At 55.5% G+C, this 22,676-nt stretch carries 37 protein-coding genes; 3 read left to right on the top strand and 34 right to left on the bottom strand.

Features of this window, described 5'->3' with window-relative positions; genetic code table 11:
- Nucleotides 1–183 precede the first annotated feature (183 nt).
- The 28 genes from rplQ to rpsJ form a co-directional block, all read right to left on the bottom strand.
- Entirely contained in the window at nucleotides 184–567 is a 384-nt protein-coding gene (gene rplQ / locus ACB035_RS10330) for a 50S ribosomal protein L17 (protein ID WP_005307999.1), read from the bottom strand.
- Nucleotides 568–610: 43 nt separating this feature from the next.
- Nucleotides 611–1,600 (bottom strand): DNA-directed RNA polymerase subunit alpha, encoded by a 990-nt coding sequence (gene rpoA, locus ACB035_RS10325; RefSeq protein ID WP_005307997.1) that lies wholly within the window; start codon nucleotides 1,598–1,600, stop codon nucleotides 611–613.
- A 25-nt stretch (nucleotides 1,601–1,625) separates the two neighbouring features.
- Nucleotides 1,626–2,246: a 30S ribosomal protein S4 gene (rpsD, locus tag ACB035_RS10320; RefSeq protein ID WP_005340600.1), complete on the bottom strand. Its 621-nt coding sequence runs from the start codon at nucleotides 2,244–2,246 to the stop codon at nucleotides 1,626–1,628.
- A gap of 39 nt (nucleotides 2,247–2,285) precedes the next feature.
- Nucleotides 2,286–2,675, bottom strand: coding sequence for a 30S ribosomal protein S11 (gene rpsK, locus ACB035_RS10315; RefSeq protein WP_005307993.1), 390 nt, complete (start codon nucleotides 2,673–2,675; stop codon nucleotides 2,286–2,288).
- A gap of 14 nt (nucleotides 2,676–2,689) precedes the next feature.
- Nucleotides 2,690–3,046, bottom strand: a complete 357-nt coding sequence (rpsM, locus tag ACB035_RS10310; RefSeq protein ID WP_005307991.1) for a 30S ribosomal protein S13 — start codon at nucleotides 3,044–3,046, stop codon at nucleotides 2,690–2,692.
- A gap of 139 nt (nucleotides 3,047–3,185) precedes the next feature.
- Nucleotides 3,186–3,299 carry a 50S ribosomal protein L36 gene (gene rpmJ, locus ACB035_RS10305; RefSeq protein WP_005319705.1) on the bottom strand — a complete coding sequence of 38 codons (114 nt, stop codon included), beginning with the start codon at nucleotides 3,297–3,299 and terminating at the stop codon, nucleotides 3,186–3,188.
- Nucleotides 3,300–3,326: 27 nt separating this feature from the next.
- A complete protein-coding gene (secY, locus tag ACB035_RS10300) occupies nucleotides 3,327–4,655 on the bottom strand; it encodes a preprotein translocase subunit SecY (RefSeq protein ID WP_005340602.1) in 1,329 nt (442 codons plus the stop codon).
- Between the two features lie 8 nt (nucleotides 4,656–4,663).
- A complete protein-coding gene (gene rplO, locus ACB035_RS10295; RefSeq protein WP_005340604.1) occupies nucleotides 4,664–5,101 on the bottom strand; it encodes a 50S ribosomal protein L15 in 438 nt (145 codons plus the stop codon).
- Nucleotides 5,102–5,103: 2 nt separating this feature from the next.
- A complete protein-coding gene (gene rpmD, locus ACB035_RS10290; RefSeq protein ID WP_005307985.1) occupies nucleotides 5,104–5,283 on the bottom strand; it encodes a 50S ribosomal protein L30 in 180 nt (59 codons plus the stop codon).
- Nucleotides 5,284–5,289: 6 nt separating this feature from the next.
- Complete coding sequence (rpsE, locus tag ACB035_RS10285; protein ID WP_005340605.1) at nucleotides 5,290–5,790, bottom strand: 30S ribosomal protein S5; 501 nt, start codon at nucleotides 5,788–5,790, stop codon at nucleotides 5,290–5,292.
- A 14-nt stretch (nucleotides 5,791–5,804) separates the two neighbouring features.
- Nucleotides 5,805–6,158, bottom strand: a complete 354-nt coding sequence (gene rplR, locus ACB035_RS10280; protein ID WP_005340606.1) for a 50S ribosomal protein L18 — start codon at nucleotides 6,156–6,158, stop codon at nucleotides 5,805–5,807.
- A gap of 9 nt (nucleotides 6,159–6,167) precedes the next feature.
- Nucleotides 6,168–6,701: a 50S ribosomal protein L6 gene (gene rplF, locus ACB035_RS10275; RefSeq protein ID WP_005340607.1), complete on the bottom strand. Its 534-nt coding sequence runs from the start codon at nucleotides 6,699–6,701 to the stop codon at nucleotides 6,168–6,170.
- A gap of 13 nt (nucleotides 6,702–6,714) precedes the next feature.
- Nucleotides 6,715–7,107 carry a 30S ribosomal protein S8 gene (gene rpsH / locus ACB035_RS10270; RefSeq protein ID WP_005307980.1) on the bottom strand — a complete coding sequence of 131 codons (393 nt, stop codon included), beginning with the start codon at nucleotides 7,105–7,107 and terminating at the stop codon, nucleotides 6,715–6,717.
- Between the two features lie 21 nt (nucleotides 7,108–7,128).
- Nucleotides 7,129–7,434 (bottom strand): 30S ribosomal protein S14, encoded by a 306-nt coding sequence (rpsN, locus tag ACB035_RS10265; protein ID WP_005340609.1) that lies wholly within the window; start codon nucleotides 7,432–7,434, stop codon nucleotides 7,129–7,131.
- A gap of 10 nt (nucleotides 7,435–7,444) precedes the next feature.
- A complete protein-coding gene (gene rplE, locus ACB035_RS10260; RefSeq protein ID WP_005331162.1) occupies nucleotides 7,445–7,984 on the bottom strand; it encodes a 50S ribosomal protein L5 in 540 nt (179 codons plus the stop codon).
- Nucleotides 7,985–7,997: 13 nt separating this feature from the next.
- Complete coding sequence (rplX, locus tag ACB035_RS10255; RefSeq protein WP_005307977.1) at nucleotides 7,998–8,315, bottom strand: 50S ribosomal protein L24; 318 nt, start codon at nucleotides 8,313–8,315, stop codon at nucleotides 7,998–8,000.
- 11 nt (nucleotides 8,316–8,326) lie between these two features.
- Nucleotides 8,327–8,695 carry a 50S ribosomal protein L14 gene (gene rplN / locus ACB035_RS10250; protein WP_005307975.1) on the bottom strand — a complete coding sequence of 123 codons (369 nt, stop codon included), beginning with the start codon at nucleotides 8,693–8,695 and terminating at the stop codon, nucleotides 8,327–8,329.
- Between the two features lie 147 nt (nucleotides 8,696–8,842).
- Nucleotides 8,843–9,091 carry a 30S ribosomal protein S17 gene (gene rpsQ, locus ACB035_RS10245; RefSeq protein ID WP_005307966.1) on the bottom strand — a complete coding sequence of 83 codons (249 nt, stop codon included), beginning with the start codon at nucleotides 9,089–9,091 and terminating at the stop codon, nucleotides 8,843–8,845.
- Nucleotides 9,091–9,282 carry a 50S ribosomal protein L29 gene (rpmC, locus tag ACB035_RS10240; RefSeq protein ID WP_005307965.1) on the bottom strand — a complete coding sequence of 64 codons (192 nt, stop codon included), beginning with the start codon at nucleotides 9,280–9,282 and terminating at the stop codon, nucleotides 9,091–9,093. Before rpmC ends, rpsQ begins: the two co-directional genes overlap by 1 nt.
- Entirely contained in the window at nucleotides 9,282–9,695 is a 414-nt protein-coding gene (gene rplP, locus ACB035_RS10235; RefSeq protein WP_005340612.1) for a 50S ribosomal protein L16, read from the bottom strand. The genes rpmC and rplP overlap by 1 nt, the downstream gene beginning before the upstream one ends.
- Nucleotides 9,696–9,708: 13 nt before the next feature.
- Nucleotides 9,709–10,422, bottom strand: a complete 714-nt coding sequence (gene rpsC, locus ACB035_RS10230) for a 30S ribosomal protein S3 (RefSeq protein WP_005307962.1) — start codon at nucleotides 10,420–10,422, stop codon at nucleotides 9,709–9,711.
- A 3-nt stretch (nucleotides 10,423–10,425) separates the two neighbouring features.
- Nucleotides 10,426–10,770, bottom strand: coding sequence for a 50S ribosomal protein L22 (gene rplV, locus ACB035_RS10225; protein WP_005319741.1), 345 nt, complete (start codon nucleotides 10,768–10,770; stop codon nucleotides 10,426–10,428).
- 10 nt (nucleotides 10,771–10,780) lie between these two features.
- Nucleotides 10,781–11,059: a 30S ribosomal protein S19 gene (gene rpsS / locus ACB035_RS10220; RefSeq protein ID WP_005307960.1), complete on the bottom strand. Its 279-nt coding sequence runs from the start codon at nucleotides 11,057–11,059 to the stop codon at nucleotides 10,781–10,783.
- A gap of 22 nt (nucleotides 11,060–11,081) precedes the next feature.
- The gene (gene rplB, locus ACB035_RS10215) at nucleotides 11,082–11,903 is read right to left on the bottom strand and encodes a 50S ribosomal protein L2 (protein WP_005340614.1); all 822 of its coding nucleotides are present in this window, start codon (nucleotides 11,901–11,903) and stop codon (nucleotides 11,082–11,084) included.
- 15 nt (nucleotides 11,904–11,918) lie between these two features.
- Complete coding sequence (rplW, locus tag ACB035_RS10210; RefSeq protein WP_005307955.1) at nucleotides 11,919–12,221, bottom strand: 50S ribosomal protein L23; 303 nt, start codon at nucleotides 12,219–12,221, stop codon at nucleotides 11,919–11,921.
- On the bottom strand, nucleotides 12,218–12,823 hold the full coding sequence (gene rplD, locus ACB035_RS10205) for a 50S ribosomal protein L4 (RefSeq protein WP_005340616.1): 606 nt from the start codon (nucleotides 12,821–12,823) through the stop codon (nucleotides 12,218–12,220). The genes rplW and rplD overlap by 4 nt, the downstream gene beginning before the upstream one ends.
- Nucleotides 12,824–12,840: 17 nt before the next feature.
- The gene (gene rplC / locus ACB035_RS10200; protein ID WP_005340620.1) at nucleotides 12,841–13,473 is read right to left on the bottom strand and encodes a 50S ribosomal protein L3; all 633 of its coding nucleotides are present in this window, start codon (nucleotides 13,471–13,473) and stop codon (nucleotides 12,841–12,843) included.
- A 22-nt stretch (nucleotides 13,474–13,495) separates the two neighbouring features.
- Entirely contained in the window at nucleotides 13,496–13,807 is a 312-nt protein-coding gene (gene rpsJ, locus ACB035_RS10195; RefSeq protein ID WP_005307944.1) for a 30S ribosomal protein S10, read from the bottom strand.
- 356 nt (nucleotides 13,808–14,163) lie between these two features.
- Between rpsJ and ACB035_RS10190 the strand changes: the two genes are divergently transcribed.
- Complete coding sequence (locus tag ACB035_RS10190) at nucleotides 14,164–15,078, top strand: DMT family transporter (protein ID WP_120416380.1); 915 nt, start codon at nucleotides 14,164–14,166, stop codon at nucleotides 15,076–15,078.
- A gap of 37 nt (nucleotides 15,079–15,115) precedes the next feature.
- Here ACB035_RS10190 and envZ read toward each other — a convergent pair whose 3' ends face one another.
- Together envZ and ompR are read right to left on the bottom strand one after the other, a co-directional pair.
- Entirely contained in the window at nucleotides 15,116–16,426 is a 1,311-nt protein-coding gene (gene envZ / locus ACB035_RS10185) for a two-component system sensor histidine kinase EnvZ (protein ID WP_371167212.1), read from the bottom strand.
- Nucleotides 16,423–17,145, bottom strand: coding sequence for a two-component system response regulator OmpR (gene ompR / locus ACB035_RS10180; RefSeq protein ID WP_005340625.1), 723 nt, complete (start codon nucleotides 17,143–17,145; stop codon nucleotides 16,423–16,425). The genes envZ and ompR overlap by 4 nt, the downstream gene beginning before the upstream one ends.
- A 247-nt stretch (nucleotides 17,146–17,392) precedes the next feature.
- On the opposite strand from ompR, the gene greB reads away from it, so the two are divergent.
- Nucleotides 17,393–17,866 carry a transcription elongation factor GreB gene (gene greB, locus ACB035_RS10175; RefSeq protein ID WP_005355349.1) on the top strand — a complete coding sequence of 158 codons (474 nt, stop codon included), beginning with the start codon at nucleotides 17,393–17,395 and terminating at the stop codon, nucleotides 17,864–17,866.
- A gap of 201 nt (nucleotides 17,867–18,067) precedes the next feature.
- Nucleotides 18,068–20,377: a Tex family protein gene (locus ACB035_RS10170; RefSeq protein WP_371167211.1), complete on the top strand. Its 2,310-nt coding sequence runs from the start codon at nucleotides 18,068–18,070 to the stop codon at nucleotides 20,375–20,377.
- A gap of 70 nt (nucleotides 20,378–20,447) precedes the next feature.
- On the opposite strand, the gene ACB035_RS10165 is transcribed toward ACB035_RS10170, so the two are convergent.
- The 4 genes from ACB035_RS10165 to bioH form a co-directional block, all read right to left on the bottom strand.
- Complete coding sequence (locus ACB035_RS10165; protein ID WP_005355353.1) at nucleotides 20,448–20,726, bottom strand: hypothetical protein; 279 nt, start codon at nucleotides 20,724–20,726, stop codon at nucleotides 20,448–20,450.
- Nucleotides 20,727–20,811: 85 nt separating this feature from the next.
- Nucleotides 20,812–21,579 (bottom strand): putative metalloprotease CJM1_0395 family protein, encoded by a 768-nt coding sequence (locus ACB035_RS10160; RefSeq protein ID WP_279476717.1) that lies wholly within the window; start codon nucleotides 21,577–21,579, stop codon nucleotides 20,812–20,814.
- Between the two features lies 1 nt (nucleotide 21,580).
- Entirely contained in the window at nucleotides 21,581–21,814 is a 234-nt protein-coding gene (locus tag ACB035_RS10155) for a flagellar hook protein FlgE (RefSeq protein ID WP_042054219.1), read from the bottom strand.
- Nucleotides 21,815–21,885: 71 nt separating this feature from the next.
- The gene (bioH, locus tag ACB035_RS10150; protein ID WP_371167210.1) at nucleotides 21,886–22,650 is read right to left on the bottom strand and encodes a pimeloyl-ACP methyl ester esterase BioH; all 765 of its coding nucleotides are present in this window, start codon (nucleotides 22,648–22,650) and stop codon (nucleotides 21,886–21,888) included.
- Nucleotides 22,651–22,676: the final 26 nt, after the last annotated feature.

Genomic DNA, 22,676 nt, shown 5'->3' with positions numbered 1-22,676 from the left:
GTGAGCTCGCCTTTTTCAATCTGCTCGACCAGTGACAGTTTAAAAGTCAGCGAGTAATCGCGCTGTGTCCGTTTCACACCTTGTCCCATCGGGTTCTCCATTTATTGGGGGGAAAGGTGTAAACCATATTCAGGACGGGACAGGATTAAAAGAAAAGCCGGGACAAGCCCGGCTTTTTCTTTATCACTCAGCAGCTGCTTCAGCAGCGGCCGGGCGGTCTACCAGCTCAATATAAGCCATAGGGGCGTTGTCGCCAGCACGGAAACCACATTTCAGAATGCGAGTATAACCGCCGGCGCGCTCCAGGTAGCGCGGGCCCAGTTCATTGAACAGCTTAGCCACGATCGCGTTGTCGCGAGTGCGGGCAAATGCCAGACGACGATTAGCAACGCTATCAGTCTTGGCAAGGGTGATCAGCGGTTCAACTACACGACGCAGCTCTTTTGCCTTAGGCAGAGTCGTCTTGATGATCTCATGACGAACCAGGGAGCTGGCCATGTTGCGGAACATAGCCTGACGATGGCTGCTGTTCCGGTTCAGTTGACGACCACTCAAACGATGGCGCATGACCTTATCCTTCTAACTAAATCTGTGAAACCCGTAATCTGGATTACTCGTCAGCGATGCTGGCGGGCGGCCAGTTCTCAAGGCGCATGCCAAGAGACAGACCACGGGAGGCCAACACGTCCTTGATCTCAGTCAGGGACTTCTTACCGAGGTTAGGAGTCTTAAGCAACTCAACTTCGGTACGCTGTACCAGATCACCAATATAGTGGATAGCTTCTGCCTTCAGACAGTTCGCAGAACGAACTGTCAGCTCCAAATCATCGACAGGACGTAGCAGAATCGGATCAAACTCGGGTTTCTCTTCTTTCTTCTCGGGCACGCTGACATCGCGCAGATCCACGAAGGCTTCCAGTTGCTCGGCCAGAATAGTGGCAGAACGACGGATGGCTTCTTCAGGATCCAGAGTACCATTGGTCTCCATGTCGATGACCAGCTTGTCCAAGTCGGTACGCTGTTCCACACGTGCTGCCTCAACATTGTAGGCAATACGAACGATGGGGCTGAACGCGGAGTCCAGCAGCAGGCGACCAATAGGACGCTCTTCGTCATCGTTGTGAACACGAGCAGAAGCAGGCACATAACCACGACCGCGCTGAACTTTCAGGCGCATGCTGATTTCAGCATTGGCACCAGTCAGGTGGCAGATTACGTGCTCCGGGTTTACGATCTCGACTTCATCACCGTGAGTGATATCACCAGCGGTAACGGGGCCTGTTCCAGACTTGGTCAGGGACAGAGTTACCTCGTCCTTGCCTTCCAGCTTCACAGCGATACCTTTCAGGTTGAGCAGGATTTCAAGAATGTCTTCCTGTACACCTTCTTTGCTGCTGTACTCATGCAGTACCCCGTCAATTTCGACTTCAGTAACTGCACAACCGGGCATAGATGACAGCAAAATACGACGCAGGGCGTTGCCCAGCGTGTGACCAAAGCCACGCTCGAGTGGCTCAAGAGTCACTTTCGCATGAGTCGGGCTAACTTGCTCGATGTCAACTAGCCGCGGTTTAAGAAAATCTGTTACAGAACCCAGCATTGTGTCCTCTCTTTAGAAGCTAGCTTTACTTGGAGTAAAGCTCGACGATCAGCTGTTCGTTAATGTCGGCAGACAGGTCGGAACGCTCTGGCAGACGCTTGAAAGCACCTTCCATTTTAGCGGCGTCAACCTCTACCCAAGTCGGCTTCTCACGCTGACCAGCAACTTCCAGGGAAGCTTTGATACGCGCTTGCTTCTTAGCCTTCTCACGAACGCAGATCACGTCCTCAGGGGAAACCTGGAAAGAAGGAATGTTCACAACGCGACCGTTTACCATGATGGCCTTGTGGCTCACCAGCTGACGAGATTCAGCACGGGTAGCGCCGAAGCCCATACGGTAAACAACGTTGTCCAAACGACCTTCCAGCAGCTGCAACAGGTTTTCACCGGTGTTACCCTTTTGACGGGCAGCGTCGCGGTAGTAGTTGCGGAACTGTTTTTCCAATACGCCGTAGATACGACGAACTTTTTGTTTCTCGCGCAGCTGAACACCGTAGTCGGACAGACGCGCTTTACGCGCACCGTGCTGACCAGGGGCGGTGTCAATCTTGCACTTAGAATCAATCGCACGAACACCTGACTTCAGGAAGAGGTCGGTGCCCTCACGACGGCTAAGCTTAAGCTTAGGACCGATATATCTTGCCATCTTCTTTCTCCAACAATCCTAGACCAAGTAGCTACAGCGTTATACGCGGCGCTTCTTGGGAGGACGACAACCGTTGTGCGGGATCGGAGTCACATCAGTAATGTTAGTGATGCGGAAACCAGCCGCGTTCAGGGCGCGGATGGAAGACTCACGACCGGGACCCGGACCTTTGACCATGACTTCCAGGTTCTTGACGCCATATTCTTTGGCCATCTCACCAGCACGCTCGGCAGCTACCTGAGCAGCGAACGGGGTGGACTTACGAGAACCACGGAAACCGGAACCACCAGAAGTAGCCCAAGACAGAGCATTGCCCTGACGGTCAGTAATGGTCACGATTGTGTTGTTGAAAGATGCATGAACGTGCGCAATACCGTCGCTCACTTGCTTTTTAACGCGCTTGCGAGCACGAGTCGGAGTTTTAGCCATTTTCTACCTTCCCGTTACTTCTTGATAGCCTTGCGCGGACCCTTACGGGTACGAGCGTTGGTCTTGGTACGTTGACCACGAACAGGCAGGCTACGACGGTGACGCAAACCACGGTAGCAACCCAGATCCATCAATCGCTTGATGTTCATGGAAATCTGACGACGCAGGTCACCTTCAACGGTGAATTTACCTACTTGTTCACGCAGACTCTCGATCTGAGCTTCGTCCAGGTCTTTAATTTTCACATTCTCAGCGATACCGGCTGCGGCACAGATGGCCTTGGAGCGGGTACGACCGACGCCATAAATAGCAGTCAAAGCGATGACTGCATGCTTATGGTCAGGAATGTTAATGCCAGCGATACGGGCCACTATTCACTCCTACATATAGTAGATTACGACCACCACAAAGCCCGTGAGCGGATACGTGGCGGTCAACCAATACACAACAAAAGTTGGCTGGCTATATTAGCCAGCACAACTATTTGTTGCAAGTACTAACCGTAAAAAATTAGCCTTGGCGCTGTTTATGCTTTGGCTCGCTGCAAATCACACGCACCACACCGTGACGCTTGATGATTTTGCAGTTACGGCAGATTGCCTTAACGGAAGCACGAACTTTCATTGCTTAACTCCGTAACTACGCCGACCTTTAGCGGCCGTAGCCCTTCAGGTTGGCCTTCCTCAGGACGTCGCCATATTGATGAGACATCATATGGGTTTGTACCTGAGCCATGAAGTCCATGATAACTACCACAATAATCAGCAGCGAAGTGCCACCGAAGTAGAACTGTACGTTCCAGGCAGTCATCAAGAACTGGGGTACCAGACAGATAAAGGTTATATAGAGCGCACCTGCCAATGTCAGGCGAGTCATAACCTTATCGATGTAACGTGCTGTCTGCTCGCCCGGGCGGATCCCCGGGATAAAGGCTCCACTCTTCTTCAGATTATCTGCTGTCTCGCGGGGGTTGAACACCAGCGCGGTATAGAAGAAGCAGAAGAAGATAATGGCTGCTGCATACAGCATCTCGTAAAGCGGTTGACCCGGCTGCAGGACCATAGAGACCTGTTGCAGGATATCAGCTACTTTACCCTCACCCTGACCAAACCAAGAGGTAATGGTCCCCGGGAAGAGGATGATACTGGATGCGAAAATCGCAGGAATCACACCAGCCATATTCACTTTCAACGGCAGGTGTGTGCTTTGCGCGGCAAATACCTGGCGGCCTTGTTGACGCTTGGCATAGTTAACGACGATACGACGCTGACCACGCTCCACGAACACCACAAAGTAAGTCACTGCGAAAACAATCAAGCCCAGCAACAACAACAGCAGGATGTGCAATTCCCCTTGACGTGCCTGTTCGGCCGTAGCGCCAATGGCATGCGGCAGACCAGCAACGATACCTGTGAAAATAATCAACGAGATACCATTACCAATCCCACGCTCGGTAATCTGTTCACCCAACCACATCAAAAACATGGTACCGGTGACCAGACTCACAACCGCTGTGAAATAGAATCCTAGACCCGGATTAGTCACGAGTCCATGCATCATATTCGGCAGACCGGTTGCAATACCAATGGCCTGGAAAGTTCCCAAAACCAGCGTGCCCCAACGGGTATATTGGCTAATCTTGCGACGGCCGGATTCACCTTCTTTCTTGAGTTCAGCAAGAGCGGGGTGAACCACTGTCAGCAGCTGGATAATGATCGATGCCGAAATGTACGGCATGATCCCCAACGCAAGAATAGAAGCACGCGAGAGTGCACCACCACTGAACATGTTGAACATCTCAATGATGGTGCCCTTCTGTTGCTGGAACAACTCGGCCAGTACGGCGGCGTCAATACCAGGAATCGGCACATAAGAGCCTGCACGGAAAACGATAATCGCCCCGAGAACGAAGAGCAGACGGCTCTTCAGTTCACTCAGACCACCCTGTGCTTTAACATCCAATCCTGGTTTCTTAGCCATTGTACTGATTATTCCTCGATTTTACCGCCAGCGGCCTCGATGGCTGCGCGTGCACCTTTGGTGACGGACAGACCACGAACGGTCACAGCACGGTCAATGTTGCCTGACAGAACAACTTTAGCGAACACGATGTTCTTAGTAACAACACCGGCTTGCTTCAGAGTGCTCAGGTCGACCACATCACCTTCTACCAGGGCGATTTCGTTCAGACGCACTTCGGCAGAAACCAAAGATTTGCGAGAGAAGAAACCGAACTTCGGCAGACGGATTTTCAAAGGCATCTGGCCACCTTCGAAACCGTTGCGAACTTTGCCGCCACCGGAACGAGAGGTTTGGCCTTTAACACCACGACCACCAGTCTTGCCCAAGCCGGAGCCGATACCACGACCACGACGTTGTTTTTCAGGCTTGGAACCAGCGGCCGGAGACAGAGTGTTCAGACGCATGCTTAGCCCTCCACCTTAACCATGTAATAAACCTGGTTGATCATGCCGCGTACGCAAGGAGTATCTTCCAGCTCAACGGTGTGACCAATGCGACGCAGACCCAGACCACGCAGAGTCGCCTTGTGCTTTGGCAGACGGCCGATAGAGCTGCGAGTTTGAGTTACTTTTACAGTGTTAGCCATGTCGCATTACCCCAGAATTTCTTCAACGCGCAGACCACGCTTGGCAGCGATCTGTTCCGGTGATTGACCGTGAACCAGAGCGTCTACAGTAGCGCGAACAACGTTGATTGGGTTGGTGGAACCGTAGGTCTTGGCCAGCACGTTGTGGATACCGGCAACTTCCAGAACAGCACGCATAGCGCCGCCTGCAATGATACCAGTACCTTGGGAGGCCGGCTTCATGAACACGGTGGAGCCAGAGTGAACACCACGCACCGGGTGGTGCAGAGTGCCGTTGTTCAGCTCAACCTTGTTCAGGTTACGCTTAGCCTGTTCCATTGCTTTTTGAATAGCAGCCGGAACTTCACGGGCTTTACCGTAACCGTAACCTACACGGCCGTTACCATCACCCACCACGGTCAACGCGGTGAAGGACATGATACGACCACCTTTAACAGTTTTCGAAACACGGTTTACTGCAATGAGCTTTTCTTGCAGTTCGCCGGCTTGAGATTCGACTTTAGCCATCTTCGACTCCTAGCTTAGAACTGAAGACCAGCGTCACGTGCGGCAGCTGCCAGGGCAGCGATGCGACCGTGATACTTGAAACCGGAACGATCGAAAGATACGTTCTGAACGCCTTTGGCAATAGCACGCTCAGCGATAGCCTTACCTACAGCGGTAGCAGCATCTGCGTTACCGGTGTATTTCAGAGCTTCACTGATGGCTTTCTCTACTGTGGAAGCAGAGGCCAGAACTTCGGAACCGTTGGCTGCAATAACCTGCGCATAGATATGACGCGGGGTACGGTGAACAACCAGACGGGTAGCTCCCAGTTCCTGCATCTTTTTCCGAGCACGAGTAGCACGACGGAGACGAGCTGCTTTCTTGTCCATAGTGTTACCTTACTTCTTCTTAGCTTCTTTAGTACGCACTTGCTCGTTGGCATAGCGTACACCCTTGCCCTTGTAGGGCTCCGGAGCGCGGTAAGCACGGATATCGGCGGCGACTTGGCCAACCAGCTGCTTGTCGACGCCACGCAGAACGATTTCTGTAGCAGTCGGGCACTCAGCGGTCACACCAGCCGGCAGCGCATGCTCTACCGGGTGAGAGAAGCCCAGAGCCAGCGCAACAGCATTGCCCTTGATGGAGGCTTTATAACCTACACCAACCAGCTGCAGCTTGCGCTCGAAGCCTTGGGTAACACCGATTACCATGTTGTTGACCAATGCACGGGCAGTACCGGCCTGAGCGTCAGCACCAGCGATGCTGCCGCGCGGGGCGAACTTCAGTACATTGTCTTCTTTGGTCACTTCTACACCGGCGTGAATAGAGCGAACCAGAGAACCTTTACCACCTTTGATGGTCAGTTCCTGGCCGTTCAGAGTCACCTCTACGCCAGCAGGAATAGTGACGGGTGCCTTAGCAACACGAGACATTTCCTACCTCCTATTAAGCGACGTAGCAGATGATCTCACCGCCCATGCTTGCTTTGCGAGCAGCACGGTCAGTCATCACACCTTTAGACGTGGACACGATAGCAACACCGAGACCGCCCATAACTTTCGGCAGATCAGTAGTGCGCTTGTAAATACGCAGGCCTGGACGGCTTACGCGTTGGATCAGTTCTACAACTGGCTTGCCCTGGAAATATTTCAGTTCAATTTCCAGTTCCGGCTTCACGTCACCAGCTACGGAGTAGCCAGCGATGTAACCTTCTTCTTTCAGCACTTTGGCGATAGCCACTTTCAGCTTGGAAGAAGGCATGGAAACCGCAACTTTGCTCGCCGCCTGACCGTTACGGATGCGGGTCAGCATATCCGCGATCGGATCTTGCATGCTCATAAGTCTAACTCCCGAGATTCGTTACCAAGAAGCCTTCTTCAGGCCCGGAATTTCGCCCTTCATGGCATGCTCACGCACCTTGATGCGAGACAGGCCAAACTTGCGCAGGAAACCGTGCGGACGACCAGTAATATTGCAACGGTTACGCTGGCGGGACGGACTGGAATCACGGGGCAGCTGTTGCAGTTGCAGTACAGCATCCCAACGCGCTTCTTCAGAAGCGTTCATGTCAACGATGATAGCTTTCAGCTCGGCACGCTTGGTCGCGTACTTGGCTACCAGCTTGGCACGCTTTGCTTCGCGCGCTTTCATGGATGTTTTAGCCATAACCCTAACCTTACTTGCGGAATGGGAAGTTAAAGGCAGCCAGCAGAGCACGGCCTTCTTCATCGGTATTCGCGGAAGTGGTGATGGTGATATCCAGACCACGGACGCGATCGACTTTGTCATAGTCGATTTCCGGGAAGATGATCTGCTCACGCACGCCCATGGAGTAGTTACCACGACCGTCGAACGCTTTAGCGTTCAGGCCACGGAAGTCACGGATACGCGGTACGGAGATGCAGATCAGCCGTTCCAGGAACTCCCACATACGCTCGCCACGCAGGGTTACTTTACAACCTATCGGGTAGCCTTCACGAATCTTGAAGCCCGCAACAGATTTGCGAGCTTTGGTGATCAGCGGCTTCTGACCGGAAATGGCAGCCATATCGGCAGCAGCATTTTCCAGCAACTTCTTGTCAGAGATCGCTTCACCAACACCCATGTTCAGGGTGATTTTCTCGATCCGAGGGACTTGCATGATAGTCTTGTAACCGAACTGCTTTGACAGTTCATTTACTACATCGGATTTGTAGTAATCATGCAGTTTCGCCATCGTTAAACTCCAATTACTTCACAAGTTCGCCGGTGGATTTGAAGAAACGGACTTTTTTGCCGTCTTCAATCCGGAAACCAACGCGGTCAGCTTTGCCAGTGGCAGAGTTGAACAGCGCTACGTTTGATACATCGATGGGGGCTTCTTTGGTGACGATACCGCCAGCCTGACCCAGTGCGGGTACCGGCTTCTGGTGTTTCTTCACCTGGTTGATGCCTTCCACGATTACCTTACCTTTTGCAATCAGGACTTGAGTGACTTTGCCACGCTTGCCCTTGTCTTTGCCGGTAAGAACAATCACTTCGTCTTCGCGACGGATTTTAGCTGCCATCGTTCGACTCCTTACAGTACTTCGGGTGCCAGGGACACAATCTTCATGAACTTCTCATTACGCAGTTCACGGGTCACCGGGCCAAAAATACGAGTACCGATTGGCTGTTGGTTGTTGTTAAGCAACACAGCCGCATTGTTGTCGAAACGGATGACAGAGCCGTCCGGACGACGAACGCCTTTACGGGTGCGTACGACCACCGCGTTATACACATCACCTTTCTTCACTTTACCGCGAGGAATGGCTTCCTTGATGGAAACCTTGATGATGTCGCCGATGCCGGCGTAACGGCGGTGCGAGCCACCCAGAACCTTAATACACATTACACTGCGAGCGCCGGAGTTGTCGGCAACACCCAGCATACTTTGCATCTGGATCATCTTAGTGCTCCGCTTTGTTTACTTCTTATCCCTAATGGGATCTGGCTGCCTTCAAAAGGCGCGAAACTATAACACAGGATTTTCAGAAAAGGTAGCCTAAAAAACAAACGGCCCCTGAAAGGGGCCGCTTGGACTACAAAGTACCGATTAGGCCTTTTCTACAACGGCAACCAGGGTCCAGGACTTGGTCTTGGACAGCGGGCGGCATTCGCGGATTTCCACGAGGTCGCCAGCTTTGCACTCGTTGTTTTCGTCATGCACGTGCAGCTTGGTAGTGCGCTTGATGATCTTACCGTAGATCGGGTGCTTTACCTTGCGCTCGATAGCAACAGTGATGGACTTGTCCATCTTGTCGCTGATTACACGACCTTGCAGAGTACGGATCTTGTCAGTCATTACGCACCTGCCTTCTCAGTCAGTACAGTCTTGATACGTGCGACGTCACGACGCACTTGTTTCAGAGTGTGAGTCTGAGCCAGCTGGCCGGTGGACGCTTGCATGCGCATGTTGAATTGCTCACGCAGCAGGCCCAGCAGCTCCTGGTTCAGTTCTTCGACGCTCTTTTGACGCAGATCTTGGGCTTTCATCACATCACCGTCTTAATTACGAAAGTGGTCTGAACAGACAGCTTAGCTGCGGCCAGGGCAAACGCTTCACGCGCCAGAGCCTCAGGTACACCGTCCATCTCGTACAGAACCTTGCCAGGCTGGATCGGGCAAACCCAGTATTCCACGTTACCCTTACCTTTACCCATACGAACTTCGAGGGGCTTTTCGGTGATGGGCTTGTCCGGGAACACACGGATCCAGATCTTACCTTGACGCTTAACGTGACGGGTCATGGCACGACGGGCTGCTTCGATTTGACGAGCAGTCAGTTGACCACGGGATGTCGCCTTCAGGCCAAAGGTACCGAAGGATACTTCGTTACCAGAGGTGGCCAGACCGCGGTTACGACCCTTGTGGGTCTTGCGGAATTTAGTACGCTTAGGTTGCAACATTTACCGAATCTCCTTACTTAGCAGCGCGGCGCTTGTTGTCACGCTTGGGCTTTGCAGGAGCTTGCTCTTGAGCAGCGGCAGCGTTAACAGCAGCCAGACCGCCCAGAACTTCGCCCTTGAAGATCCAAACTTTAACGCCGATCACACCGTAAGTGGTGTGGGCTTCAGAAGTTGCGTAGTCGATGTCGGCACGCAGGGTGTGCAACGGCACACGACCTTCACGGTACCATTCGGTACGCGCGATTTCAGCGCCGCCCAGACGACCGGAAACTTCCACTTTGATGCCCTTGGCACCCAGGCGCATTGCGTTCTGTACGGCGCGCTTCATAGCACGACGGAACATTACACGACGCTCCAGCTGGGAAGTGATGCTGTCGGCAACGAGTTTGCCATCCAGCTCCGGCTTGCGGACTTCGGAAATGTTGATCTGAGCAGGCACGCCAGCGATAGTGGCTACAGCTTTGCGCAGCTTCTCAACGTCTTCGCCTTTCTTACCGATGACAACACCCGGACGAGCGGTGTGAATGGTCACACGGATGCTCTTGGCCGGACGCTCAATGGTGATCTTGGACAAGGACGCGTTTTTCAGTTCCTTGGTCAGGAACTGGCGTACTTGAAAATCGCTGTACAGGTTGTCAGCGAAGTCTTTGGTGTTCGCGAACCAGGTAGAATTCCAAGGCTTGGTAATACCCAGGCGAATGCCATTAGGATGTACTTTCTGACCCATTGCTTATCTCCCAGCCTTAGCGTCGGATACCACTACAGTGATGTGAGCGGTACGCTTGAGGATACGATCCGCACGACCTTTGGCACGCGGACGGATGCGCTTCATGGAGGGACCTTCGTCGACCATGATAGTAGCAACACGCAGCGCGTCGATATCGGCGCCTTCGTTGTGCTCAGCGTTTGCAATGGCAGATTCCAGCACTTTCTTAACCAGCACTGCAGCCTTTTTCGGGCTGAAGGTCAGGATATTCAGAGCCTTGTCTACGGACAGACCACGTACTTGATCGGCTACCAGACGAGCTTTCTGGGCAGAAGTACGGGCATAACGGTGTTTAGCGATAGCTTCCATCATTTATCCCTTAGCGCTTCTTAGCCTTCTTATCAGCAGCATGGCCGCGATAAGTACGAGTCGGTGCGAATTCACCCAGTTTGTGACCGATCATTTCTTCGGTAACGAAAACCGGAACGTGCTGACGACCATTATGGACAGCGATGGTCAAACCGATCATGTTCGGGATGATCATTGAACGACGGGACCAGGTTTTAACCGGCTTTTTATCCCCGCTTTCCACCGCTTTCTCTACCTTCTTCAGCAAGTGCAGGTCAATAAATGGACCCTTCTTGAGAGAACGTGGCATGGTGATTCCTCTATGTTAACAATTACTTGTTACGACGACGTACGATGTACTTGTCGGTACGCTTGTTCTTACGGGTCTTGAAGCCTTTAGCCTTCTGGCCCCATGGGGACACAGGCTGCATGCCCTTGTTACGACCCTCACCACCACCGTGCGGGTGGTCAACCGGGTTCATCGCCATACCGCGAACGGTCGGACGAATACCACGCCAGCGGTTTGCACCGGCTTTACCCAGTTGACGCAACATGTGCTCGGAGTTACCGACTTCACCGATGGTAGCGCGGCACTCGGCCAGAACTTTACGTACTTCGCCGGAACGCAGACGCAGAGTTACATAGTTACCTTCACGAGCCAGGATCTGGATGAAAGTACCAGCGGAACGAGCCAGCTGGGCACCTTTACCAGGCTTCATCTCTACAGCGTGAACGGTAGAACCAACCGGGATGTTGCGCATCGGCAGGGCGTTACCTACCTTGATGGCTGCATCAGCACCAGAAGCGATCGCGTCACCAGCTTTCAGGCCTTTCGGAGCCAGGATGTAACGACGCTCACCGTCTGCATACAACACCAGAGCGATGTTAGCGGTACGGTTCGGATCGTATTCCAGGCGCTCTACTTTAGCCGGGATACCGTCTTTGTCGCGCTTGAAGTCGACGATACGGTAGTGCTGCTTGTGACCACCACCGATATGACGGGTAGTGATACGGCCGTTGTTGTTACGACCACCGGACTTGCTTTTGCTGTCCAGCAGAGCGGCGAAGGGCTTGCCCTTGTACAGCTCTTGATTGACGATCTTGACGACGTGGCGGCGGCCCGGAGAAGTAGGCTTGCACTTAACGATTGCCATTTTTGAGAACTCCTCTTACTCGGCTGCGCCCATGAAGTCGATGTCCTGACCAGCTTTCAGGGTCACATAAGCCTTTTTCCAATCGGAACGACGGCCTACGCGTGCACCTGCGCGCTTGGTCTTACCCTTCATGTTCAGGGTACGGACGGTCTCAACTTCGACCTCGAACAGTTTCGCAACTGCAGCTTTGACTTCCGCCTTGGTAGCATCAACAGCAACTTTGAACACGATAGTGTTCTGCTTTTCTGCAACCATGGTGCTCTTTTCAGAGATGTGCGGAGCCTTCAGAACTTTCAGCAGACGCTCTTCACGGATCATGCCAGCATCTCCTCGATTTGCTTAACTGCGTCAGCAGTCATCAGAACCTTGTCGAAAGCGATCAGGCTGACCGGGTCGATACCGGCAACGTCACGCACGTCAACTTTGTACAGGTTGCGAGCAGCCAGGAACAGGTTCTCATCGACTTCAGCAGTCACGATCAGAACGTCAGTCAGTTCCATTTCTTTCAGCTTGGCGATCAGTTCTTTGGTCTTCGGAGCTTCGATGCCGAACTTCTCAACAACGATCAGGCGCTCTTGACGTACCAGCTCGGACAGAATGCTACGGATAGCGCCGCGGTACATCTTCTTGTTTACTTTCTGGCTGTGATCTTGCGGCTTAGCAGCAAAAGTCACACCACCGGAACGCCAGATGGGCGAACGGATGGAGCCAGCACGGGCACGACCAGTACCCTTCTGACGCCACGGCTTTTTGCCGCCACCAGACACTTCAGAGCGAGTCAGCTGCGCACGAGTACCCTGACGGGCACCAGCGGCATATGCAACGACGACCTGGTGAACCAGAGCTTCGTTGAATTCGCGCCCGAAGGTAGTCTCGGAAACTTCAAGAGCGCTCTTGGCGTCTTTCATTACCAATTCCATTACTATCTCCTCAGACGTTACGCTTTGACGGCAGGTTTGACGATCACGTTGCCGTTGGTTGCACCCGGTACTGCACCTTTGATGAGCAGCAGGTTGCGTTCAGCGTCAACACGAACCAGTTCCAGGTTCTGAGTCGTTACACGCTCAGCACCCATGTGACCAGCCATCTTTTTGCCCTTGAATACACGACCCGGAGTCTGGTTCTGACCGATAGAACCCGGAACGCGGTGAGACAAGGAGTTACCGTGGGTCATATCCTGGGTGCGGAAGTTGTGGCGCTTAACAGTACCAGCAAAGCCCTTACCTTTGGATGTGCCGGTAACGTCTACCAGCTTAACGTCAGCGAGAAGATCTACTTTCAGCTCGCTACCAACAGTGAAAGTTTCACCGTTGTTCAGGCGGAATTCCCACAGACCGCGACCGGCTTCTACACCAGCTTTGGCGAAGTGGCCAGCTTCCGGCTTGGTCACACGGCTGGCTTTCTTGGCGCCAGTGGTAACCTGAATAGCGTTGTAGCCGTCGGTTTCTACAGATTTGACCTGAGTTACACGGTTAGCTTCAACTTCGATAACAGTCACCGGGATAGAAACGCCATCTTCAGTGAAGATGCGAGTCATACCCACTTTGCGACCTACAAGACCGATTGTCATTGTTATCAACCTCTTTCCGTAATTAACCCAGGCTGATCTGGACGTCTACACCAGCTGCCAGATCCAGACGCATCAGGGCGTCTACGGTCTTGTCAGTCGGCTCAACGATGTCTACCAGACGCTTGTGAGTGCGGATCTCGTACTGATCACGCGCATCTTTGTTGACGTGCGGGGAGATCAGGACGGTGAAGCGCTCTTTGCGAGTCGGCAGCGGAATAGGACCGCGAACCTGCGCGCCAGTGCGCTTAGCAGTTTCAACGATTTCCGCAGTGGATTGATCAATCAGGCGATGATCAAAAGCCTTCAGGCGGATACGGATTCTTTGGTTCTGCATTGACAGAGCTCCAATAGATAAAAGAACATAAATCAACACCGCCCGACCGAGATTTCTCCCGCCAGAGGTGTGATTTTTCACGTTTCCCCCCATATCGGGAGGACTGTATGGCTGGCTCCTGTAAACAGGAAACTCAGCAGCAGACATATCGTCTGGCTTACCTCATGGGTAAGCGGAGGGGATTATACGGATTTTTCAAATTTGCGCAAGGGCGAGCGAACAGATTATGCGCAGTTTTATGTGACAGATGGATCTCGCCTGCGGCAACGCACTCTGCTGCCAACACCCAGGTAACGACAATGTTACAAGCAGACTGGTAGACTGTGTGCTTGCCTCTGTCAGTGGAACAACATCCCATGCTCAAAGATCAAAAGAAAGCCTATCAGTATGGCCTTTGCGCCGTTGCCCTCTGGTCGACGGTCGCCACAGCCTTCAAAATCTCCCTCGCCTATTTCGAACCTGTGCAACTGTTGCTTGTGGCCGCCTTCACCTCGACTCTCACGCTGACAGCCGTCGTCGCCAAACAGGGCAAATTGCCGCTGCTGAGGAGCTACATCAAAGCCCGCCCTTTCTACTACCTGACTCTGGGCGTGCTGAATCCCTTTCTCTATTATCTGTTGCTGTTCAAAGCCTATGATCTGCTGCCTGCCCAGCAGGCACAGACCCTCAACTACACCTGGGCCATTACCCTCAGTCTGCTGGCTGTCCCCTTCCTCGGTCAGAAGCTGCGTCGGCGCGATGGCATCGCTATCGTGCTGGGGTATTTTGGCGCGCTGGTGATCGCCACCAGAGGGGATGTATTCGGCCTTCAGTTCGACAGCCCCCTCGGCGTGACACTGGCGCTGGTCTCGACCCTCATCTGGGCCAGCTACTGGATCCTCAACACCCGCAATCAGGGCGATCCCATCGTCAGCCTGTTGCTCGGCTTTATGATCAGCCTGCCTTTTATCGTCGTGGCAACCTGGTTGCTCTCCGATTTTGCCATGACCGCCTGGCAGGGATGGGCTGGTGCCATCTATGTGGGACTGTTCGAAATGGGCTTCGGTTTCGTGCTCTGGCTGATGGCGCTGCGCCATGCCACCAACACGGCCCCCATCAGCAACCTCATCTTTATCTCGCCGTTTGCCTCACTGGTGCTGCTCAACCTGTTGATCGGCGAAGCCATCCATCCAGCCACCCCAATCGGGTTGGCGCTCATCGTTGCCGCCCTGTTGATCCAGCAGCTCAAGTACGGCAAACGCTATCGAGCATCAGTCGAAACCAAGAGCTGACCATGCAGAAGGGCGTATCCACGGATACGACCTTCTCTCAATCCATCCACTCCTGTGGCTGATGTTTCGGCAGCCGCATCTCGACCAGCAAGCCGCCGAGATCCGAGCTTCCCAACCGGATAGTGCCGTGGTGCTGGGCGACTATCTTGGCCACGATGGCCAACCCCAAGCCACTGCCGCCAACGGTCCGCGCCACATTCCCCTGAGTAAACGGCTTGAGCACCCGGGAATAGTCCTGCTCCGGAATGCCGGGGCCATCATCGGAGAGGCGCAGGCGCACCCAGTGTCCATCGTCCTTCAACTCGGCATACAAGCGGCTCGCCCCATAACGCTGCGAGTTGCTTGAGAGGTTGTTCAACACCCGCCGGATACTGACCGGATTGCAGGCCACCCGCACTGCCTCTTGTGGCAGCGCCAGATCGACCTCCAGCCCCTGCTCCGAATAGATCAACAGGGTATCGTGCACCAGCTGGGTCAGATCGACAGGTACCGGAGCCTGCCCCTCATCCGGGCGGATGTAATCGATAAACTGATCGATGATGGCATTGGACTCATCGATATCGGCATTGATGCTCTCCTTGAGGTACTCGTCACCGGAGGACATCATCTCGGTCGCCAGCCGGATGCGGGTCAGCGGGGTACGCAGATCGTGGGAAACCCCCGCCATCATCAGGTTACGCTCTTCGAGCAGGCTCTTGATGGAGTGGGACATATGGTTGAAGGTGCGGGTCAGTCGCCTTACTTCCCGTGAACCCAGCTCCCCCAGCGCCTCGGGGAAATGGCCTCTGGCCACCGCAACAGCGCCAGCTTCGAGATCCTCGAGCGGGCGCACCAGCTGGCGGGCAAAGCGCCAGGCCGCAAACAGAGTGATCACCAGCAGCACGCTCAGATAGATGATGAGGGGTTCGATATCGTCATCTTCAATCTCGGTCAGCGGGATCCGCACCCAGATTTTGCTGGCCTGCGGCGGCTGGATCCAGATGATGTAGTGATCCTGGATCTCGACCCGCACCTTGGCCGGGCCACCCAACTCGCGACTGATGTTTTCCTCCAGATAGGGGTATGGCTTGGCATCGTTGAAGCCATGTTGCACCGCCTCGCTCTGGGTATAGATGTCGGTACCGGTTGTCACATAGACCAGCGCCTCGGCATCTTCGCTCAGCGCCAGTTGTTCAGTGTTGACCGGAAAGATCAGCTTGACCTGATTGGCCAGCAAGTGACTGATCTGCTTGACGGTTGGCGCCAGCAGATAGTTGTAGAAGGTGACGTAGGAGACCGCTTGATAGACCACCAGGACGGCGGCCAGAAACCAGAGCATGCGGGAAAACATGCTGCCGACCTTTTTCATGCACCGTCACCATCTGGCACGAACACATACCCCAGACCCCACACGGTCTGCAGGTAGCGGGGCTGGGCCGGATCCTGTTCCAGCAGGCGGCGCAGGCGAGAGACCTGCACGTCGATGCTGCGCTCGGTGGCGGTGTATTCACGACCACGGGCCAGATTCATCAGCTTGTCGCGGGAGAGCGGCTCGCGCGGATGGCTGACCAGCACCTTGAGCACCGCAAATTCACCGCTGGTGAGCGCCATCGGCTCGCCATCCCGACTCAGCTCGCGGGTCGCGAGATTGAGTTGAAAAGCTCCGAAGTTGACCACCTTTTCTGCAGCAGAGGGAGCCCCCGGCAGCTCGACGGTATGGCGGCGCAGCACGGCACGGATCCGCGCCAGCAGTTCGCGGGGGTTAAACGGCTTGGGCAGATAGTCATCAGCCCCCATCTCGAGCCCGACGATGCGATCCACTTCATCCCCCTTGGCGGTGAGCATCAGCACCGGGATCTGGTTGCCCGCTTCCCGCAGACGACGGCAGATGGAGAGCCCATCCTCCCCCGGCAACATCAGGTCGAGCACCATCAGGCTGAAATTTTCACGAGTCAGCAAGCGATCGGCCTGCTCGCCATTGGCCACGCCGCGCACTACGAATCCCTGCTCGGTGAGATAGCGCTCCAACAGGGAACGTAATTTCAGGTCATCGTCCACGACCAGGACCTTGTATTGCTGCTGACTCATTGCTTTGCCTCTTCATTCTTTAGCTGCCCACCATACTAGGGGGGGATATCGCGGGAGAAAAGCATAAATATGTTACCGGTTATTACCCATGATCAGAGCGTGACGGCCGTCAAGCCCTCCTCCAGACCAGTACCGCTGAATGGCTCCCGCCAAGCTGGCGCAATTTCTCTCGACAGAAGGAGGACAAAAGCTAATATTCCCGAGCAGTTAGCGATGATTACCCCTCTTTGACCAGGTCCGCATCACCATGAAGACAAAGCTGATCACCCGCGAAGGCTACAACAAGCTGAAAGAAGAGCTCGATTTCCTCTGGCGTCAGGAGCGCCCCGAGGTCACCAGAAAGGTGGCATGGGCCGCCAGCCTGGGGGATCGCAGCGAAAATGCCGACTACCAGTACAACAAGAAGCGACTGCGGGAGATCGATCGGCGGGTGCGTTACCTGCGCAAATGTCTCGAAGAGCTGGGGATCGTCGACTATGCCCCCGCGCAGGAGGGCAAAGTCTTCTTCGGTGCCTGGGTCGAGGTGGAAAACGAAGAGGGCGAGACCAAGCGCTTTCGCATCGTCGGCTATGACGAGATCTTCGAGCGCAAGGATTACATCTCCATCGACTCCCCCATGGCCCGCGCCCTGCTCAAGAAAGAGGTCGGTGATGAAGCCATCGTCCGTACGCCAGTTGGTGACGTCTGCTGGTATATCAACGAGATCAGCTACCCCAAATAGCCGGACTACTGGTGAGCTGCTTGCCACAGGCACATCCTGAGTCACAGGTGCAATGGCAAGATATGCGCTCTCCCCTGCGACTTATCAGTCTGACGGGTGCAGACCCCGGCGCAGGGTGGCATCCCGCAACACGACCCCATATAGTGCTCACACTTGGCGCCTGATGGCGCGGACTCGACCACAGAGGCCCTCAACAACATCATGATGCAAACCATAGAGAGACAGATTGCCGGTGAGCTCAATGCTCGCCCGGAGCAGGTGCAGGCCGCAGTGCGCCTGCTGGATGAAGGCTCGACCGTGCCCTTTATCGCCCGTTACCGTAAAGAGGTGACCGGCGGTCTGGACGATAGCCAGTTGCGCACCCTAGAGAGCCGCCTCGGCTATCTGCGTGAACTGGAAGATCGCCGTCAGGTGATCATTCGCTCCATCGAAGAGCAGGGCAAGCTGACCCCCGAGCTGATGCGCGAATTGAATGGTGCCGACAGCAAGACCCGGCTGGAAGATCTCTACCTCCCCTACAAGCCCAAACGCCGCACCAAGGGGCAGATGGCGATCGAAGCCGGGTTGGAGCCGCTGGCCAACCTGCTGCTCAGCGACCCGATGCAGGATCCCGAGCAAGCTGCAGCCACCTTCCTCAATCCCGAACAGGGCATTGCCGACAGCAAGGCTGCCCTCGACGGCGCCCGCTATATTCTGATGGAGCGCTTCGCCGAGCAGGCCGACCTGCTGGAGAAGCTGCGCGACTACCTGTGGCAAAATGCCACCCTGCGCGCCCGCGTGGTGGCAGGCAAGGAGCAGGAAGGGGCCAAGTTCAAGGACTATTTCGAACACGACGAACCCCTGCACAAGGCCCCCTCCCACCGGGTGCTGGCCATGCTGCGCGGCCGCAATGAGGGGATCCTCAATCTGGCGCTGGTCACCGGTGACGACGAGAGTGCCAGCCCCTGCGAAGGGATCATTGCCCACCACCTCAAGCTCAATCTGCAGAACCGCCCGGCCGACAAATGGCTGCAGGGGGTAGTGAGCTGGACCTGGAAGATCAAGTTGTCGCTTCAAATGGAGACCGAGCTGATCGGTCGCATCCGCGAGTCGGCAGAGGAGGAGGCGATCAAGGTGTTCGCCATGAACCTCAAGGATCTGCTGATGGCGGCCCCAGCGGGCATGCGCTGCACCATGGGGCTGGATCCGGGCATCCGCACCGGGGTCAAGGTTGCCGTGGTGGATGCCACCGGCAAACTGGTCGATCACGCCACCATCTATCCGTTCGAACCAAAACGCCAGATTGATCAGAGCCTCAAGACCCTGAGCGAGCTGTGCCAGAAACACAAGGTCGAGCTCATCAGCATCGGCAACGGTACCGCTTCGCGGGAGACCGACCGCCTGGTCAGCGACCTGTTCGAGCGCTACCCCGCCGCCAAGGCGCAGAAGATAGTGGTGAGCGAAGCGGGGGCCTCGGTCTACTCCGCCTCCGAACTCGCCTCCCAGGAGTTCCCGGATCTCGACGTCTCGATCCGTGGCGCCGTCTCCATCGCCCGCCGCCTGCAAGACCCGCTGGCCGAACTGGTCAAAATCGATCCCAAGAGTATCGGGGTGGGCCAGTATCAGCACGACGTCGGCCAGAGCCAGCTGGCCCGCCGACTGGATGCGGTGGTCGAGGATTGCGTGAACGCGGTCGGGGTCGATGTGAATACCGCCTCGGTCGCCCTGCTCAACCGGGTTTCCGGCCTCTCCCAGACGCTGGCCCAGAACATCGTCGCCTACCGGGATGAGCACGGCGCATTCAAGAGCCGTCAGCAATTGCTGAAAGTGAGCCGACTCGGCCCAAAAGCCTTCGAACAGTGCGCCGGCTTCCTGCGCATTCGCGGCGGCAGCAATCCCCTCGACAGCTCGGCGGTGCACCCCGAGTCCTATCCGGTGGTGGAGCGGATCCTCGCCAAGCTGGAGCAGACCGTGGAGAGTCTGCTCGGCAACAGCAGCCTGCTGCGCAGCCTGAAACCGGCCGATTACACCGATGAGCAATTCGGCGTACCTACCGTCACCGACATCATCGGCGAGCTGGACAAGCCGGGCCGCGACCCGCGCCCCGAGTTCAAAACCGCGACCTTCAAGGAAGGGGTGGAGCAGATCAGCGACCTGGTGCCAGAGATGGTACTGGAAGGGGTGGTCACCAACGTCACCAACTTCGGCGCCTTCGTCGATATCGGTGTTCATCAGGACGGGCTGGTGCATATCTCCTCCCTGACCGACCGTTTCGTCAAGGATCCCCGCGAGGTGGTCAAGGCGGGCGACATTGTGCGGGTCAAGGTGCTGGAAGTGGACGCCTCGCGCAAGCGGATCAGCCTGACCATGCGCCTCGACGAGAAAGCGGGACAAGCTGCCCGCAAGTCGGCTGAAGCGCGCAACAGCAGTGCTGGCAACGCCAAGCCAAGAAATGAGCCGCGCCAAAGCCCCCCTATGGGTGGTGCCATGGGCAACGCCTTCGCGGCAGCGCTCTCCAAAGCGAAAAAGTAACGACACCGTCCGGAACGTCTCTAAATGCAAAAAGCCCCGCAAGGGGCTTTTTTACACGCGAAGCTCAGGATTACTGCGTCAGGGCAGCAAGTATGCTCTCGGGCTCTCCATGCTGGGCCAGCACCTCCCGCAGTCGGTTGAATGCCTTGCAGGCCTCTTGCGGATACTTGCCGTAAGAGACGACGCCGGTGTGGCTCCAGCCAGCCGCCAGCATCACTTTCTTCTTGAAACTGGTTCCTTCAGTTCCTCCTCCTCCGAGCTGCATCAGAAACTGCTCCATCTGCAGGTGGGGGGGCGGTACACGGGAGAAGGTGGTGAAATCTTCCGCTTTGACTTCATCGAAATGCATGACAGCTCCTGTGAAATTGGAATGGGCCTGATCTTCAGGTTAGTTGCAAAACAGGCAAAGCAGCTGAAAGTTTGGCGAGGGTGATTCAGATATGCAGACTGAGGGACTGGGTAGAAGCCGGGCTGACAGCCTGTTGATAGTGGCCCGCGATGACGCTGTTGCGCTTGTCCATATAGGCACTCAGCACACCGCCCGATTTCGCGCTCTGCTCGGCCATCAGCTCTTTGCGCGCCTTGGCTTCACTCGCGGCGGCGCTGCGTGCAACGGCCAAATCCTGCGCGGAAGGCTCGGCAGGCGCCAGCGCTGCAGAGCGGATCTGCTGCATCTTGGCGATGGTAGCCGCAGGGTCACCGGGTACGACACTGGTATCGATCTGGACTTCGCCACCCGTAGCATAACGCTTGCCATCCGGCCCTTGCGTAAACTGATAGGTGGGCGAGCTGGCGTACTCTCCACCCGCAGACTGGTGAGCCTGCTCGTGAGTACGCACCTCCTTGTCACGCTCGACAAGATCCTGAACCTGCTGCTCTTGCCGCTGTTGCTGCTCCTGCTGTTTGGGATCTTGCTGCTTGCGCTGCCCATCCTCACCGGTGGCCTCGACAAAGCGATTGTCTGGCAGTGTCGTCGGCGCTAATTGCCCGGTTTCACGGCTGTTCTGGGAGGTCTGATTGCTGGAGGCCTGACCGGCTTTGGATTTCTCTTTCTGGGAGCCGACTTCGGATTCGGCAACGGAGGCTTGGCCCGCCCGGGCCTGCGGGATCAGTTCTGCCCGGCGATTATCCGTCCTCGCCGCTTCCACCTGGGGTTGCAGCTGTGTCGGGATAAGCGGAGGCAGACTGACATTGATGTTCATCTCACACCCGGATGTCGATCAGGGTTCCCATCATATCGCTGGCGGTCTGCACTACCTTGGCGGAAGCGCCAGCCTGCAGCTCGGCCACCTTGAGATTGACGAGCTCATCGGTCACTTGCACCTGATCCCCGCTGGGGGTGTTGAGACGGGCGATCTGATTGGATGCCTTGTCGGCAATCTGCTCGGCTCGCTGAAATCCCTGTACCCCGCTGTTGAAAGCAGAATCAATACGCATGATGTTACTCCTCTGGTCACAGCTTAATTATCCGCCAGACCAGAGGATTAATGAAGCTTGTTGACTATTTTTTATCCAACAAAATCTCGAACGATTTCAATGAATTCGTCAGGGTGGGAGATAAAAGGTGCGTGTGAGGCCTTATTGAGGGTCACGCTGCGGCTGGCAGGATAGAGATCATCCAGCAGGGGAATGGCCGCCTTGGGTACCAATGAATCCAGTCGCCCATAGATCCGCAACCAGGGCAGATCCAGCTCCAGCAGCGGTTCGCGCAGATCAATCTCGGCCAACAGCCTCAGTCCGGCCTCGAGTGCGGCAAACTCGGGCACCGGCCGCTCGGCCAGCCAGTGGCGCAACTGACGGATATCGTCCCGGGCATGTTCACTGCCCATTGCTTGGATCGCCAGAAAGCGCTCTATGGTCTGGCGAAAATCCCCCGCCAGCATCTGGTTGAAACCGGTCAGCACCTTGGGGGCAATTCCGGGCCACTCGTCCCGCGCCATAAAGCAGGGAGAGCTGGCTACCGTGATCAGGGAGTGCAACCGATCGGGATGAGTCAGCGCCAACTGGCTTGCCACCAGACCGCCGAGCGACCAGCCAAGCAGATGGCAATTCTGCGGCAAGATAGCAGCCACCTGCTCGGCAAGCCAGGGCAGGCTATAATCCACCTCGTCTGCCAGCAGGCTGTTGCCAAAGCCGGGCAAATCCACCAGATGAACCCGATAGTGGGACGCCAACTGTTGGGCAATGCCATGCCAGACCGCGCCGTTCATCCCCCAACCGTGCAACAGCACCAGATCGGGCCCCTGGCCAAACTGCTCTACCGATATGCTCATCTAGACTCAAGATCCCTGTTCATGCT

The organism is Aeromonas sp. S12(2024) (assembly GCF_041402305.1).
Lineage (GTDB): Bacteria > Pseudomonadota > Gammaproteobacteria > Enterobacterales > Aeromonadaceae > Aeromonas > Aeromonas veronii.
This window is presented reverse-complemented; position numbering and strand designations above follow the sequence as displayed.

Bases quoted from the DNA above. Each gene is read 5' to 3' on its own strand.
- rplQ (WP_005307999.1), bottom strand. From the start codon at position 567: ATGCGCCATCGTTTGAGTGGTCGTCAACTGAACCGGAACAGCAGCCAT.
- rpoA (WP_005307997.1), bottom strand. From the start codon at position 1,600: ATGCTGGGTTCTGTAACAGATTTTCTTAAACCGCGGCTAGTTGACATC.
- rpsD (WP_005340600.1), bottom strand. From the start codon at position 2,246: ATGGCAAGATATATCGGTCCTAAGCTTAAGCTTAGCCGTCGTGAGGGC.
- rpsK (WP_005307993.1), bottom strand. From the start codon at position 2,675: ATGGCTAAAACTCCGACTCGTGCTCGCAAGCGCGTTAAAAAGCAAGTG.
- rpmJ (WP_005319705.1), bottom strand. From the start codon at position 3,299: ATGAAAGTTCGTGCTTCCGTTAAGGCAATCTGCCGTAACTGCAAAATC.
- secY (WP_005340602.1), bottom strand. From the start codon at position 4,655: ATGGCTAAGAAACCAGGATTGGATGTTAAAGCACAGGGTGGTCTGAGT.
- rplO (WP_005340604.1), bottom strand. From the start codon at position 5,101: ATGCGTCTGAACACTCTGTCTCCGGCCGCTGGTTCCAAGCCTGAAAAA.
- rpmD (WP_005307985.1), bottom strand. From the start codon at position 5,283: ATGGCTAACACTGTAAAAGTAACTCAAACTCGCAGCTCTATCGGCCGT.
- rpsE (WP_005340605.1), bottom strand. From the start codon at position 5,790: ATGGCTAAAGTCGAATCTCAAGCCGGCGAACTGCAAGAAAAGCTCATT.
- rplR (WP_005340606.1), bottom strand. From the start codon at position 6,158: ATGGACAAGAAAGCAGCTCGTCTCCGTCGTGCTACTCGTGCTCGGAAA.
- rplF (WP_005340607.1), bottom strand. From the start codon at position 6,701: ATGTCTCGTGTTGCTAAGGCACCCGTCACTATTCCTGCTGGCGTAGAG.
- rpsH (WP_005307980.1), bottom strand. From the start codon at position 7,107: ATGAGCATGCAAGATCCGATCGCGGATATGCTGACCCGCATCCGTAAC.
- rpsN (WP_005340609.1), bottom strand. From the start codon at position 7,434: ATGGCTAAAACATCCATGAAAGCGCGCGAAGCAAAGCGTGCCAAGCTG.
- rplE (WP_005331162.1), bottom strand. From the start codon at position 7,984: ATGGCGAAACTGCATGATTACTACAAATCCGATGTAGTAAATGAACTG.
- rplX (WP_005307977.1), bottom strand. From the start codon at position 8,315: ATGGCAGCTAAAATCCGTCGCGAAGACGAAGTGATTGTTCTTACCGGC.
- rplN (WP_005307975.1), bottom strand. From the start codon at position 8,695: ATGATCCAGATGCAAAGTATGCTGGGTGTTGCCGACAACTCCGGCGCT.
- rpsQ (WP_005307966.1), bottom strand. From the start codon at position 9,091: ATGACTGACAAGATCCGTACTCTGCAAGGTCGTGTAATCAGCGACAAG.
- rpmC (WP_005307965.1), bottom strand. From the start codon at position 9,282: ATGAAAGCCCAAGATCTGCGTCAAAAGAGCGTCGAAGAACTGAACCAG.
- rplP (WP_005340612.1), bottom strand. From the start codon at position 9,695: ATGTTGCAACCTAAGCGTACTAAATTCCGCAAGACCCACAAGGGTCGT.
- rpsC (WP_005307962.1), bottom strand. From the start codon at position 10,422: ATGGGTCAGAAAGTACATCCTAATGGCATTCGCCTGGGTATTACCAAG.
- rplV (WP_005319741.1), bottom strand. From the start codon at position 10,770: ATGGAAGCTATCGCTAAACACCGTTATGCCCGTACTTCTGCCCAGAAA.
- rpsS (WP_005307960.1), bottom strand. From the start codon at position 11,059: ATGCCACGTTCTCTCAAGAAGGGTCCATTTATTGACCTGCACTTGCTG.
- rplB (WP_005340614.1), bottom strand. From the start codon at position 11,903: ATGGCAATCGTTAAGTGCAAGCCTACTTCTCCGGGCCGCCGCCACGTC.
- rplW (WP_005307955.1), bottom strand. From the start codon at position 12,221: ATGATCCGTGAAGAGCGTCTGCTGAAAGTTCTGAAGGCTCCGCACATC.
- rplD (WP_005340616.1), bottom strand. From the start codon at position 12,823: ATGGAATTGGTAATGAAAGACGCCAAGAGCGCTCTTGAAGTTTCCGAG.
- rplC (WP_005340620.1), bottom strand. From the start codon at position 13,473: ATGACAATCGGTCTTGTAGGTCGCAAAGTGGGTATGACTCGCATCTTC.
- rpsJ (WP_005307944.1), bottom strand. From the start codon at position 13,807: ATGCAGAACCAAAGAATCCGTATCCGCCTGAAGGCTTTTGATCATCGC.
- ACB035_RS10190 (WP_120416380.1), top strand. From the start codon at position 14,164: ATGCTCAAAGATCAAAAGAAAGCCTATCAGTATGGCCTTTGCGCCGTT.
- envZ (WP_371167212.1), bottom strand. From the start codon at position 16,426: ATGAAAAAGGTCGGCAGCATGTTTTCCCGCATGCTCTGGTTTCTGGCC.
- ompR (WP_005340625.1), bottom strand. From the start codon at position 17,145: ATGAGTCAGCAGCAATACAAGGTCCTGGTCGTGGACGATGACCTGAAA.
- greB (WP_005355349.1), top strand. From the start codon at position 17,393: ATGAAGACAAAGCTGATCACCCGCGAAGGCTACAACAAGCTGAAAGAA.
- ACB035_RS10170 (WP_371167211.1), top strand. From the start codon at position 18,068: ATGATGCAAACCATAGAGAGACAGATTGCCGGTGAGCTCAATGCTCGC.
- ACB035_RS10165 (WP_005355353.1), bottom strand. From the start codon at position 20,726: ATGCATTTCGATGAAGTCAAAGCGGAAGATTTCACCACCTTCTCCCGT.
- ACB035_RS10160 (WP_279476717.1), bottom strand. From the start codon at position 21,579: ATGAACATCAATGTCAGTCTGCCTCCGCTTATCCCGACACAGCTGCAA.
- ACB035_RS10155 (WP_042054219.1), bottom strand. From the start codon at position 21,814: ATGCGTATTGATTCTGCTTTCAACAGCGGGGTACAGGGATTTCAGCGA.
- bioH (WP_371167210.1), bottom strand. From the start codon at position 22,650: ATGAGCATATCGGTAGAGCAGTTTGGCCAGGGGCCCGATCTGGTGCTG.